The 14,213-nt window shown below is 55.8% G+C and carries 4 protein-coding genes, 4 rRNA genes and 1 pseudogene; 5 read left to right on the plus strand and 4 right to left on the minus strand.

Features of this window, described 5'->3' with window-relative positions; translation table 11 throughout:
- The first annotated feature begins 516 nt into the window (after positions 1 to 516).
- From RHM58_RS08880 to RHM58_RS08900, 5 genes are all read left to right on the plus strand, one after another.
- Positions 517 to 2,046: ribosomal RNA gene (locus tag RHM58_RS08880) — 16S ribosomal RNA — on the plus strand.
- 300 nt (positions 2,047 to 2,346) lie between these two features.
- A 23S ribosomal RNA gene (locus RHM58_RS08885) occupies positions 2,347 to 5,247 on the plus strand.
- A 173-nt stretch (positions 5,248 to 5,420) separates the two neighbouring features.
- A 5S ribosomal RNA gene (gene rrf / locus RHM58_RS08890) occupies positions 5,421 to 5,536 on the plus strand.
- 108 nt (positions 5,537 to 5,644) lie between these two features.
- Positions 5,645 to 5,760, plus strand: a 5S ribosomal RNA gene (gene rrf, locus RHM58_RS08895).
- The 16S, 23S and 5S rRNA genes sit together here, the layout of an rRNA operon.
- Before the next feature lie 317 nt (positions 5,761 to 6,077).
- The gene (locus tag RHM58_RS08900; protein ID WP_322270113.1) at positions 6,078 to 7,958 is read left to right on the plus strand and encodes a methyl-accepting chemotaxis protein; all 1,881 of its coding nucleotides are present in this window, start codon (positions 6,078 to 6,080) and stop codon (positions 7,956 to 7,958) included.
- Between the two features lie 57 nt (positions 7,959 to 8,015).
- On the opposite strand, the gene RHM58_RS08905 is transcribed toward RHM58_RS08900, so the two are convergent.
- The 4 genes and pseudogenes from RHM58_RS08905 to RHM58_RS08925 all read right to left on the minus strand — a co-directional run bounded on the left by RHM58_RS08905 (position 8,016) and on the right by RHM58_RS08925 (position 13,639).
- Positions 8,016 to 8,483 carry an SRPBCC family protein gene (locus RHM58_RS08905; RefSeq protein WP_201255821.1) on the minus strand — a complete coding sequence of 156 codons (468 nt, stop codon included), beginning with the start codon at positions 8,481 to 8,483 and terminating at the stop codon, positions 8,016 to 8,018.
- Positions 8,484 to 8,505: 22 nt separating this feature from the next.
- A pseudogene (locus RHM58_RS08915) lies at positions 8,506 to 11,923 on the minus strand (non-ribosomal peptide synthetase).
- 13 nt (positions 11,924 to 11,936) lie between these two features.
- Entirely contained in the window at positions 11,937 to 12,866 is a 930-nt protein-coding gene (locus RHM58_RS08920; RefSeq protein ID WP_201255823.1) for a diiron oxygenase, read from the minus strand.
- Complete coding sequence (locus RHM58_RS08925; RefSeq protein WP_201255824.1) at positions 12,863 to 13,639, minus strand: DUF3050 domain-containing protein; 777 nt, start codon at positions 13,637 to 13,639, stop codon at positions 12,863 to 12,865. Before RHM58_RS08925 ends, RHM58_RS08920 begins: the two co-directional genes overlap by 4 nt.
- Between the last annotated feature and the right edge of the window lie 574 nt (positions 13,640 to 14,213).

Raw genomic sequence — 14,213 nt, forward strand, 5'->3', positions numbered from 1 at the left:
CTATAATTCGCCCCACTTCCGGCGCAGTCGAAACGGAAAACTCCTTGGTAAACAAAGAGTTATGCGGTTTTCGACAGCGAGTTGCTTCAGGTCATCGAAGCCCAGAAGGAGTTGGTAGAGCGGTGTTGTAGGGCTCTATTAACGGTTCGATCTTCTCGGTCGAAAGTAGCGGAAAAGAGGTGTTGACAGCAGCGAGTAACGCTGTAGAATTCGCCTCCCGCTAACGAGAGATCGGAAGCGCAAGTGGTTGAAGTTGCAAAGGAAACTTTGAAAGCTTCTGAAAATAACCGCTTGACAGTGACAGAGGCTGCTGTAGAATGCGCGCCTCGGTTGAGATGAAAGATCTTAACCAACCGCTCTTTAACAACTGAATCAAGCAATTCGTGTGGGTGCTTGTGGAGTCAGACTGATAGTCAACAAGATTATCAGCATCACAAGTTACTCCGCGAGAAATCAAAGATGTAACCAACGATTGCTGAGCCAAGTTTAGGGTTTCTTAAAAACCCAAAGATGTTTGAACTGAAGAGTTTGATCATGGCTCAGATTGAACGCTGGCGGCAGGCCTAACACATGCAAGTCGAGCGGCAGCACGGGTACTTGTACCTGGTGGCGAGCGGCGGACGGGTGAGTAATGCCTAGGAATCTGCCTGGTAGTGGGGGATAACGCTCGGAAACGGACGCTAATACCGCATACGTCCTACGGGAGAAAGCAGGGGACCTTCGGGCCTTGCGCTATCAGATGAGCCTAGGTCGGATTAGCTAGTTGGTGAGGTAATGGCTCACCAAGGCGACGACGGGTAGCCGGCCTGAGAGGGTGACCGGCCACACTGGGACTGAGACACGGCCCAGACTCCTACGGGAGGCAGCAGTGGGGAATATTGCACAATGGGCGAAAGCCTGATGCAGCAACGCCGCGTGAGGGACGACGGCCTTCGGGTTGTAAACCTCTTTTAGTAGGGAAGAAGCGAAAGTGACGGTACCTGCAGAAAAAGCACAGGCTAACTACGTGCCAGCAGCCGCGGTAATACGTAGGGTGCAAGCGTTGTCCGGAATTATTGGGCGTAAAGAGCTCGTAGGCGGTTTGTCGCGTCTGCTGTGAAAACCCGAGGCTCAACCTCGGGCCTGCAGTGGGTACGGGCAGACTAGAGTGCGGTAGGGGAGATTGGAATTCCTGGTGTAGCGGTGGAATGCGCAGATATCAGGAGGAACACCAATGGCGAAGGCAGATCTCTGGGCCGTAACTGACGCTGAGGAGCGAAAGCATGGGGAGCGAACAGGATTAGATACCCTGGTAGTCCATGCCGTAAACGTTGGGAACTAGATGTGGGGACCATTCCACGGTCTCCGTGTCGCAGCTAACGCATTAAGTTCCCCGCCTGGGGAGTACGGCCGCAAGGCTAAAACTCAAAGGAATTGACGGGGGCCCGCACAAGCGGCGGAGCATGCGGATTAATTCGATGCAACGCGAAGAACCTTACCAAGGCTTGACATCCAATGAACTTTCTAGAGATAGATTGGTGCCTTCGGGAACATTGAGACAGGTGGTGCATGGTTGTCGTCAGCTCGTGTCGTGAGATGTTGGGTTAAGTCCCGCAACGAGCGCAACCCTCTTCCTATGTTGCCAGCACGTAATGGTGGGAACTCATGGGATACTGCCGGTGTCAACTCGGAGGAAGGTGGGGATGACGTCAAATCATCATGCCCCTTATGTCTTGGGCTTCACGCATGCTACAATGGCCGGTACAAAGGGCTGCAATACCGCAAGGTGGAGCTAATCCCAAAAAGCCGGTCTCAGTTCGGATTGAGGTCTGCAACTCGACCTCATGAAGTCGGAGTCGCTAGTAATCGCAGATCAGCAACGCTGCGGTGAATACGTTCCCGGGCCTTGTACACACCGCCCGTCACAGTCATGGGAGTGGGTTGCACCCGAAGCTAGCTAGTCTAACCCTCTCGGGAAGGACGCTGTACCACGGTGTGATTCAGTGACTAGGACTGAAGTCGTAACAAGGTAGCCGTACCGGAAGGTGCGGCTGGATCACCTCCTTAATCGACGACATCAGCTGCTCCATAAGTTCCCACACGAATTGCTTGATTCATTGAAGAAGACGAGAAGCCAGCCTTTAAGGTGGCTTGTGTCGTTAGAGTTTAGAAATGAGTATTCCTCGGTGAATATTGATTTCTAGTCTTTGATTAGATCGTTCTTTAAAAATTTGGGTATGTGATAGAAAGATAGACTGGACGTTACTTTCACTGGTAACGGATCAGGCTAAGGTAAAATTTGTGAGTAATTGCGAATTTTCGGCGAATGTCGTCTTCACAGTATAACCAGATTGCTTGGGGTTATATGGTCAAGTGAAGAAGCGCATACGGTGGATGCCTTGGCAGTCAGAGGCGATGAAAGACGTGGTAGCCTGCGAAAAGCTTCGGGGAGTCGGCAAACAGACTTTGATCCGGAGATGTCTGAATGGGGGAACCCACCTAACATAAGTTAGGTATCTTAAGCTGAATACATAGGCTTAAGAAGCGAACCAGGGGAACTGAAACATCTAAGTACCCTGAGGAAAAGAAATCAACCGAGATTCCGTTAGTAGTGGCGAGCGAACGGGGACTAGCCCTTAAGTGGCTTTGAGATTAGCGGAACGCTCTGGAAAGTGCGGCCATAGTGGGTGATAGCCCTGTACGCGAAAATCTCTTAGTCATGAAATCGAGTAGGACGGAGCACGAGAAACTTTGTCTGAATATGGGGGGACCATCCTCCAAGGCTAAATACTACTGACTGACCGATAGTGAACTAGTACCGTGAGGGAAAGGCGAAAAGAACCCCGGAGAGGGGAGTGAAATAGATCCTGAAACCGTATGCGTACAAGCAGTGGGAGCCCACTTTGTTGGGTGACTGCGTACCTTTTGTATAATGGGTCAGCGACTTATTTTCAGTGGCGAGCTTAACCCGAGTAGGGTAATGCGTAGCGAAAGCGAGTCTTAATAGGGCGATTCTAGTCGCTGGGAATAGACCCGAAACCGGGCGATCTATCCATGGGCAGGTTGAAGGTTGGGTAACACTAACTGGAGGACCGAACCGACTACCGTTGAAAAGTTAGCGGATGACCTGTGGATCGGAGTGAAAGGCTAATCAAGCTCGGAGATAGCTGGTTCTCCTCGAAAGCTATTTAGGTAGCGCCTCATGTATCACTGTAGGGGGTAGAGCACTGTTTCGGCTAGGGGGTCATCCCGACTTACCAAACCGATGCAAACTCCGAATACCTACAAGTGCCGAGCATGGGAGACACACGGCGGGTGCTAACGTCCGTCGTGAAAAGGGAAACAACCCAGACCACCAACTAAGGTCCCAAAGCGCGTGCTAAGTGGGAAAGGATGTGGAGTTGCACAGACAACCAGGAGGTTGGCTTAGAAGCAGCCACCCTTGAAAGAAAGCGTAATAGCTCACTAGTCGAGTCGGCCTGCGCGGAAGATGTAACGGGGCTCAAACCATACACCGAAGCTACGGGTATCACTTAGGTGATGCGGTAGAGGAGCGTTCTGTAAGCCTGTGAAGGTGAGTTGAGAAGCTTGCTGGAGGTATCAGAAGTGCGAATGCTGACATGAGTAACGACAATGGGTGTGAAAAACACCCACGCCGAAAGACCAAGGTTTCCTGCGCAACGTTAATCGACGCAGGGTTAGTCGGTCCCTAAGGCGAGGCTGAAAAGCGTAGTCGATGGAAAACAGGTTAATATTCCTGTACTTCTGGTTATTGCGATGGAGGGACGGAGAAGGCTAGGCCAGCTTGGCGTTGGTTGTCCAAGTTTAAGGTGGTAGGCTGGAATCTTAGGTAAATCCGGGATTCTAAGGCCGAGAGCTGATGACGAGTGTTCTTTTAGAACACGAAGTGGTTGATGCCATGCTTCCAAGAAAAGCTTCTAAGCTTCAGGTAACCAGGAACCGTACCCCAAACCGACACAGGTGGTTGGGTAGAGAATACCAAGGCGCTTGAGAGAACTCGTGGTTAAGGAACTCGGCAAAATGCCCCCGTAACTTCGGGAGAAGGGGGCCGGTGAGGCGTGAAGGCATTTACTGCGTAAGCCCATGCCGGTCGAAGATACCAGGCCGCTGCGACTGTTTATTAAAAACACAGCACTCTGCAAACACGAAAGTGGACGTATAGGGTGTGACGCCTGCCCGGTGCCGGAAGGTTAATTGATGGGGTTAGCTAACGCGAAGCTCTTGATCGAAGCCCCGGTAAACGGCGGCCGTAACTATAACGGTCCTAAGGTAGCGAAATTCCTTGTCGGGTAAGTTCCGACCTGCACGAATGGCGTAACGACTTCCCAGCTGTCTCAACCGCGAACTCGGAGAAATTGCATTACGAGTAAAGATGCTCGTTACGCGCAGCATGACGGAAAGACCCCGTGACCTTTACTACAGCTTGGTATTGGTGTTCGGTGTGGCTTGTGTAGGATAGGTGGGAGACTGTGAAGATTGGACGCTAGTTCAGGTGGAGTCAACGTTGAAATACCACTCCTGGCAACTTTGAGGTTCTAACTCAGGTCCGTTATCCGGATCGAGGACAGTGTATGGTGGGTAGTTTGACTGGGGCGGTTGCCTCCTAAAAAGTAACGGAGGCGCCCAAAGGTTCCCTCAACCTGGTTGGCAATCAGGTGTCGAGTGTAAGTGCACAAGGGAGCTTGACTGTGAGACTGACAAGTCGAGCAGGGACGAAAGTCGGGACTAGTGATCCGGCAGTGGCTTGTGGAAGCGCTGTCGCTCAACGGATAAAAGGTACCTCGGGGATAACAGGCTGATCTTGCCCAAGAGTCCATATCGACGGCATGGTTTGGCACCTCGATGTCGGCTCGTCGCATCCTGGGGCTGGAGTAGGTCCCAAGGGTTGGGCTGTTCGCCCATTAAAGCGGTACGCGAGCTGGGTTTAGAACGTCGTGAGACAGTTCGGTCCCTATCCGCCGCGCGACGTTTGAGATTTGAGAGGAGCTGTCTCCTAGTACGAGAGGACCGGGATGGACGAACCTCTGGTGTGTCCGGTTGTCACGCCAGTGGCATTGCCGGGTAGCTATGTTCGGAACGGATAACCGCTGAAAGCATCTAAGCGGGAAACTAGCCTCAAGATGAGATCTCACTGGGACCTTGAGTCCCCTGAAGGGCCGTCGAAGACTACGACGTTGATAGGTTGGGTGTGTAAGCGCTGTGAGGCGTTGAGCTAACCAATACTAATTGCCCGTGAGGCTTGACCATATAACACCCAAGCAATTTGCTTGCTTCGAGCTGAAAAGCGAAAGAGCACCAGATTGCGGTGTGTGAAGACGAAACGAACCGAAAGTTCGAGACACTCACAAAACACCGAGATCTATCACATACCCATTCGCTGGAGCGTACTCCGTAAGGAGAACGACCTGGCTACCGAATTTCTTGACGACCATAGAGCATTGGAACCACCTGATCCCATCCCGAACTCAGCAGTGAAACGATGCATCGCCGATGGTAGTGTGGGGTTTCCCCATGTGAGAGTAGGTCATCGTCAAGATTAAATTCCGAAACCCCTATCTGCGTATGCAGGTAGGGGTTTTGTTTTAGTAGAAGTCACCATTTTTTGCTGGCACGTTACTGCGGTAACGGGCTGGTCACAGAATTTCTTGACGACCATAGAGCATTGGAACCACCTGATCCCATCCCGAACTCAGCAGTGAAACGATGCATCGCCGATGGTAGTGTGGGGTTTCCCCATGTGAGAGTAGGTCATCGTCAAGATTGAATTCCGAAACCCCTGTCTGCTAACGCAGTCAGGGGTTTTGTCGTTTTGGAGCAGGTAAAAAGCTTCAAACAACAAACGGAAAAAGTGGCAGAGATAAGCTAAGTCAGACGCTCTAGCACGCCGTTCGGCGGGAATCTGGCAAGAATTCCAGCCATTTCATACAAACCCCCTAAGATTTCTCCTTCTCGTGCCGAAAGACTAGTGAGACATGCGTGCACCAAAGTAGAGCGGCCTCAGAAAGCCGTCTGCGCTGTTACATGGAATGTTGCAATCCGGAACGCATCCCCACTTTTTCCATAAGAAGTCCCCTGAAATGAATCTTAAGTTCAGCCATAAAATCCTGCTGGCCGCTTCTGGCGTCGTAGTGCTGGCTTTCGCGTTGTTCACTTTGTACAACGACTATTTACAGCGAAATACGATCCGGGAAAATCTCGAGTCCTCCGTCCAGCAAGCTGGCGACTTGACCGCCAGCAGCGTGCAGAACTGGATGAGCGGCCGTGTGCTGGTGTTGGAAAACCTGGCACAGAACGTCGCCCACCAAGGTGCGAATGCCGATCTGCCAGGGTTGGTGGATCAACCTGCCCTCACCTCGAACTTCCAGTTCACCTATGTCGGCCAGGCGAATGGCGTATTCACCCAACGCCCTGACGCGAAGATGCCGGATGGCTACGATCCGCGTCAGCGTCCCTGGTACAAACAAGCCGTCACTGCCGACAAGACCATGTTGACCCCGCCTTACATGGCCGCGGTGGGTGGACTGGTAGTGACCATCGCCCTGCCGGTGAAAAAGAACGGCGAGTTGCTCGGCGTTGTTGGCGGCGACCTGAGCCTCGAAACCCTGGTGAAGATCATCAACTCGGTGGACTTCGGCGGTATCGGCCACGCGTTCCTGGTCAGTGCCGACGGTCAAGTGATCGTCAGCCCGGATAAAGATCAGGTGATGAAGAACCTTAAAGATATTTACCCGAACACCAACGTACGCATCGAGAAGGGCAACCAGGAAGTCACCCTGAACAAGCAAGACCGCATCCTCTCGTTCACCCCGGTGACGGGTTTGCCGAGTGCCGAGTGGTACATCGGTCTGTCGATCGACAAGGACAAGGCCTACGCGCCTTTGAGCCAATTCCGCACCTCGGCACTGATTGCGATGTTTATCGCCGTGAGCGCCATTGCAGTGCTGCTGAGCTTGCTGATCAACGTGCTGATGCGTCCACTGACCACCATGGGCCGCGCGATGAAAGACATCGCCCAAGGTGAAGGTGACCTGACCCGTCGTCTGGCCGTGGAAAGCAAAGACGAGTTCGGTGAGCTGGGTGCTGCGTTCAACCAGTTCGTAGAGCGGATTCACGCGTCGATTTCCGAAGTGTCTTCGGCGACCCGCCAGGTTCATGACCTGTCGCAACGGGTGATGGCGTCGTCCAACGCCTCGATCATCGGTTCCGACGAACAAAGCGCTCGTACCAACAGTGTGGCCGCCGCGATCAACGAACTCGGTGCCGCAACCCAGGAAATCGCCCGCAACGCGGCAGACGCTTCACAGCACGCCAGCGGCGCGAGCGAGCAGGCCGATGACGGTCGTCAGGTGGTGGAAAAAACCATTCTGGCCATGACCGAGCTGTCGCAGAAAATCAGCCTGTCCTGCACCCAGATCGAAACCCTGAATGCCAGCACCGACAACATCGGGCACATTCTGGATGTGATCAAAGGCATCTCCCAGCAAACCAACCTGCTGGCATTGAACGCAGCCATCGAAGCGGCCCGTGCCGGTGAAGCCGGTCGTGGTTTTGCGGTGGTGGCGGACGAAGTGCGCAACCTGGCACACCGTACCCAGGAATCGGCCGAGGAGATCCACAAGATGATCACCTCGCTGCAGATCGGTTCTCGCGAAGCGGTGACCACCATGAACGCCAGCCAGGTTTCCAGTGAAGAGAGCGTCGAAGTGGCGAATCAGGCCGGTCTGCGACTGGTCAGCGTGACCCAGCGCATCGGCGAAATCGACGGCATGAACCAGTCGGTAGCCGCGGCCACCGAAGAACAGACTGCGGTGGTGGAAACCCTCAACGTCGATGTTAACCAGATCAACCTGCTGAACCAGCAAAGTGTGGCCAACCTCAATGAAACGTTGAAGGATTGCGATGCCTTGTCGTTGCAGGCCAACCGCTTGAAGCAATTGGTCGACAGTTTCAAAATCTGATTCATCGATGTAAAGAAGCCCGCTGTGGAGTTTATCCACAGCGGGCTTTTTCATGCCTTACGCAAACAACTTCTGCACATTGTTCATCGCATCATCGGCAAATCCCTGAACGAAATCCTTGAACCCCGGCAGTGCCTCGGCACCACCTTGTGCAGGTTCGGCGATGATGGTCCAGGTCGCCCGAGACTTGCCCGCCCCCAGCGATTCGACGTTCATCGCCGCCCACAAACTGGCCACGCCCAAGGTGTTGTAGATCGTGGTCCAGGTCATGCTCAGCGCCTGGTCGTCCCGGGAGTTGAGTTGCTCGACCACCAGGTTGCCGTCCTTGAAGACTTTCTTACGCAGGGACGACACGCCTTCACCGGTCATTTCGATGTGCGACAGCGCCGGGATGAATTGATCAAAGCCAGCAAAGTTACCGACTACCTCCCAGACTTTCAAAGCGTCCGCCGGCACATCCACCGAAGACGCCACATGGCAGCCGTGAGGATTTTTGATCAGGGTATCGGGTTGCAGAGTTGTCATGGTCTTGCTCCAGTTGGGTGGGTCAGATGAAATTGATTTCTTTGAGGTAGTCGCAGCCGCGACGCAGCAGCGCCGGGGATTTTTCCGGGTAGTGCGCGCCCATTTGTCGGACACCGGCCTGGGCGTTGTCGTGGCCGATCATCGAGATATCGCCGATGTCTTCCTCGAAGCCGTTTAGGTAGAACCCCAGTACGCCGAACAGCGCGTTGTCGCTGTCGACCCGGCCCAGTTGCTGTTGCCAGTCGGCGACGCTGACCATCGAAAACTGCCGGCCTGCTTCGCGAAACGAATCCACGTAGGCGTCCCAACTCAGTGGCTCGGGGTTGTGCAGGTTGAACACCGCGTGTTCCGGCTGATAACGGCTGGCGTGGAAGGCAATGAAACGGGCGAGGAAGTCCACCGGCATCAGGTCGAAGTTCAGCGTGAACTCCGGCACCTGGCCGAGCTGGATCGAGCCCTTGAGCATCAGCATCAAACGATTTTTGTGCGGTTGGCAGACGCCGGTGAGGCTGTTGAAACTGATGTTGCCGGGGCGATACAGATTGACCCGCACACCGCGTTCCCGTGCCCGCTCCAGGATCCGCTCGCCGACCCACTTGGACAGGTTGTAGCCGTTCTTGATGTAAATCGGCGGCGTCTGCGCGGCCGGTAATTCGAGCACTCGGCCATCGTCAGAAATCGTGCTGGACGCCGAGAGCGTCGAGACGAAGTTGAAGATCTTCTTGCTGCGCCCCTCACACAAACGCAGACACTCGAAAATCGGCTCGACGTTGTCCCGCGCCAGAGACTCGTAATCGAGCACGTGATTGACGTTGGCCGCGTTGTGCACCAACGCGCCGAACTCCCGGTCCAGTCGCTCGTAGACATCAACGGCAAGCCCCAAGGACGGACGCGTAATGTCCGCCGCGTAAACCCGCACCCGGCTCAAGTCCAGATGCTCCAGACGGTTCTCGCGTAACGCGTGGGCAAAGCGTTCCGCCGCCGATTGCCCGCCACCGTCGCGCACCAGGCAGGCGACCTCAGTGGCCCCCCACGCGAGCAACGCCTCGACGATGTGCACGCCGACAAAGCTGTTGGCGCCGGTGACGATCACCTTATGCACATCGCCCATACGACTGACCGGTAGCGGCTGCACATCCAGCTCGCGGAAAGCATCGGCCATGGCCTGTTCGCTCAACACTTCTTCGGTACCCGAACCGCGCACCAGCGTCGCCAGTTTCGCGATGGTCGGCAATTCGATGAATCGGTTGATCGAGATGCTGCGACCGAACTCCTCGCGCAAACGCAGCAACATTCGCGACAGCAGGATCGACGTGACCGCCGAGGTTGAAGAAACTTTCGTCGGTGGAAATATCGCTCGCCGGCAGCTCCAGCAACTCGGCCCAGATCTCCAGCAACAGCGCTTCATCGGCACTAGCGGGTAACCGGCGGGCGCTGTTTTCCAGCACGTTCACCGGCAATGCCAGCAGCGCCTTGCGATCAACTTTGCCGTTACTCGCGAACGGCATGCTCGCCAGTTCAGTCCAGGCGCCGGGCTGCATGTAGTCCGGCAGGAATTGCACGGCGTGGGCCTTCAGCGCTTCGCGCGCGGTGCCGGGTTGGTCTTCCTGAGGCTGGGCGAGGAAGGCCAGAATCCGTCGATGGCTGTCGATGACTACCGCCACTTGCCGGTATAACTGGCTGTCCCGCAGGCAGCGCTCGATCTCTTCCGGCTCGACCCGGAAGCCGCGGATCTTCACCTGATTGTCCCGTCGCCCGCAGAGCTCGATGCCATCGCGGGTCCACTTCGCCATGTCGCCGGTGCGGTAGGCGCGCAGGCTTTCGCCGTTCGGCAAGCTCAGGTTCAGATAGCGCTCGGCGGTCTGCTGCGGGTTGTTCAGATAACCCAGGCACACACCAGGGCCGACGATGTACAACTCACCGACGCTCTGCTCGGCGACCGGTTGAAAGCCCTCATCGAGAATCAGCACCTGGCTGTTGGCAATCGGGCCGCCGAGGGTGCGGTTGTTGTCGCCGGGCCGCAGCTGTCGCGCGGTGATCAGCACCGTGGCTTCGGTCGGGCCGTAGAGGTTGTAGAGGTTGCCCTGTCGCGTGAGTTGCTCGATGACGTAGGGTTCGCAGACGTCGCCGCCGGTCATGACGTGATCCAGCACCTGCAACTGCTCCAGCGGCAGAATGCTCAGCAGCGCCGGGGGCAAGAAGGCGTGGCTCAGTTGTTGATGACGGATCAGCGCCACCAATTGCAGCGGGTCACGACGTTGATCGTCATTGGGTACGACTAGCTCGGCGCCCTGCAGCAGGGTTGGGAAAATATCGATCAGTGACGAGTCAAAACTCAGCGATGAAAACTGCAATACCCGACTCTGCTCGGTCAGTTGCACATAGTCGGCGTACCACGCGGTGAAGTGCGCGAGGTTGGCCTGGCTGAGCAGCACGCCTTTCGGGTGCCCGGTGGTGCCCGAGGTGTAGAGTGCCATGCACGGCGCATCGAGAGCCGGTCGCTGACGCATCAATGGTTGATCAAGATTGACGTCATTGAGGTCGATGCGGCTGATGTCCAGCGCTGGCATCTCGGCGGCGAGCGGATGCTCACCATCGTGGAGCAACAACACCGCCCCGGCGTTCTGCAGAATGTACTGCTGACGTTGCAGCGGATGGCTCGGCTCCAGCGGCAAGTACACCGCGCCACTGCCGAGAATCGCCAGAATCCCTGCATACAACGCGCTGCATTTCGGCAGACAGATGCCCACCACCAACGAGCCCTGATGTTGATCGAGCAGCGGCTGTAAACGCTGCTGGATAGCGCGGCTGTGGGCATGCAATTGACGGTAACTGAGCGACATGCCGGCGATGTTCAGCGCAGGTCGTTCGGCGCATTCGATAAAGCGCTGCTCAAGCCGCTCGATCATCGGGATCCGGCCCAGTCGCAGCAGTTCGGGTTGAGCGGTGAGGTTGAGCTGATGGACGAAGGCCAGTTGCTCTAGATACAGCAGATTTTCCACGCGCTCGAAGTGCGCGGGTGCTGTCGGCTCGGTGCACCGAAAATACTCGGTATCCCGTGAGAAGCGACTAACCAGCAGTGCCACATGGTCCACCAATTCTGCCACCGCTCGCAGGCGTAATGCCTGGCCATTGCCGCTAGGTTCTTCGGCAATCGGCACGCGAGTAAACAGCGCCGAATCATATGAGCACAGCAAGTCCAGGGTTGGCAGTCCGGTGGACTCAGGCAAACCGAGACCCAGCTGTAGCGTCAGTCGCGGCACATCGCCGAGGTCGCTAAAGACCAGGCTGTCATCGTCGATCAGTAGGTCGACGTTGCCCAACGTTCGCTCACCAAAAGCGGCGGTGCGCACCAGTGAATGTCCATGTTGTTCGAGCTCTAGCGCCAGGTCGGTCAAGGCCTGGCTTTGTCCAATGAGCACAATGTCGAGACGTCTCATGATGTTCTCCTCGTTAAACCAGGTAGTCGCTCAGGGCTGCTTGAACGCATGGCGAATCAAGCAGCGAACTGCTGCGGAAAAACCGCACGATGTTGGCGACCAGCGGGTGATGGCGATTGATCGGGAAGGCCAGCCCCGACACTTCGCTCTTGAGTGCCCGGCGCGCGGCGTCGCTGATCTGCAAGGACTCGATCAACCGGAAGTCGAAGGACTTCTGAATATCGTTGGTCAGGTAGTGGCCGATGAACACCGGCAGGATCTGGGCGATACACTGACGGTCGGCTTCGCTCGCGGTGTGCCAGTAGATGCGCACCAGTCGTGCCCAGAAACTTGAGTGGCGGCCCTCGTCCAGCAAGTGGTCGGCCATAAGCCCCTTGATCGACTGCTTGACCGTGTCGTCCTTGGCGAATGCCGCCACATCGCCGGTCACGGTGTTTTCGGCGATGGCCACGCAGATTAATTCCACGGCGCTGCGCAGGTGTTCCGGAGCGAGTGCCACGGCCGCTGGTATCGCTCGGCTCAGCTCGATTTCATCCGGCAGTTCAATCGGCGTGATACCGGTCATGGCAACGGTCTGCTGCATGAAATCCATCGCCACCAAGGCGTGGTAATCCTCGTCCACCACCACGGTCATGGCGTCGTAGCGGCAAGCGAACGGGAAAGCCACGGCGAAACGATTTTTAGCGATGCTACGGGCGGTCTTGTCGACGATCTCGGTTTCGAAAATCACCACGTCGTTGATGAACTTGTAGAGCGTCTGCACCAGGGCGAAGTCCCGTTGTTCGGGGCACTCGCGCAGGAAGGTTTCGCTCAGCACCAATGGCTGGCGACTCAACGGATAGATCAGCTTGTCGTCGTTCTCCAGCACACGCCGGGGGCGGGTGCGGATGGTCGCGCGGCTTTCCCAGGCGTCAGCGAAGGATTGGTAGTCAGCGGCGTTCATGCGCTCACCTCGCCGACGGTTTCGCTCATGCTGACGCGCAAGCCATCCCACAAGGCAATGCGGCTTTCCACAGCGGCGATGGCGCTGGCGTAAACGTCTTCCTGACGTTGCGGGTCGCCATCGACCAACCGGGCGAGGAGCTTTTCGGCGGCCGGGCCGTGGTCTTCGGAGTCGACTTCGATGTGGCGTTCCAGGTAGTAACGGAAGGTCGGCGCCTGGTCGAGACCAATGCCCCAATCGTCGAGAATCCGCTGGAACATCTGCGGGATCACGCTTTCCCGGCCATGCAGAAACACCGCTGCCACGCTATGACCCGGCGCATGCAGCGCGGTGTGCAAGGTGTTGCGCACGAACTGTGCGGCAGCCGGATCGACGTTCACACTTTGCAGCGCCACGTCATAACTCACGCCTTCTTTTTGCAACGCCACGAAGCGCTCCACCGCTGCGGTGCTTGCACCGACTTCGCGCATCGCATCCAGGTACAACTCGAAATGGCTGTAGTGACCATTGGCGGGACGATCGTCGGACTCTTCACCCAGCACAATTTCGTTTATCAACCGCGCCGCTTGTGGGTCTCGCGGTGGCAGCCAGGGCAGTTGCACGCAGGTCAGTTCCTGCTGCAGGCGCTTGGTCAGCGACATGAAGTCCCAAACGGCAAAGACATGGGTTTCCATGAAGCGCTGCAAGATTGACAACGAATGTATTTCGCCAAAGATCGGGTGAGCGCTAAGTTCGGCTTTCTTTTGATTGAGACGGTCTTTAGTCGGTTTCATGGGCGAGCCTATAAGTTGTTGGAATACCGTGGGTTGTAACGAATCAATAAGCGATGGTTAGTTAATGTTTTATAGGGGCGAGCGCAGGCCTCAATCGAATTGATGTGTAGGAGTGGTGGAACAGTTCCAGGTAGAGCGCCGCGGGCACTCGTGCCTGAGCATTGCTTGCTCGGATCCGGTAGCGGCGGAGAAAAACTAATACATCAATAAAGTTCCCGGCAAGTTATTTTTATTTTATTTGAAAGTTCAACTTTCGCGGGCGCGACAAGTTCCAATAAAACTTTTTATTTGAGTTTTATAGGGGTGAAGTTGCTCCTTCCGGCTTATATAAGTCAGAATCGAATAAGAGAGTGAATACCTCACTCAAAGCAACTTTATAACTGAGTTCGTTGGTTTGATCTGAGGGGGAAGTTGGCCGGGAATACACCATCTACTTCCTTTCCCGTGGCAAGACTCCTTCCGTAGGTTCTTGGTGCGGCGACTGCCCCGCAGGTGCGGTGCGCCGTCCGTCATTATTGGGTTGGCAGACCCAAGAGTGAGCGTAAACGACGGCCGCCGCTATCGTTGGTGCGTC

Origin of the sequence: Pseudomonas sp. 10S4 (genome assembly GCF_034344865.1) — a bacterium.
GTDB lineage: Bacteria > Pseudomonadota > Gammaproteobacteria > Pseudomonadales > Pseudomonadaceae > Aquipseudomonas.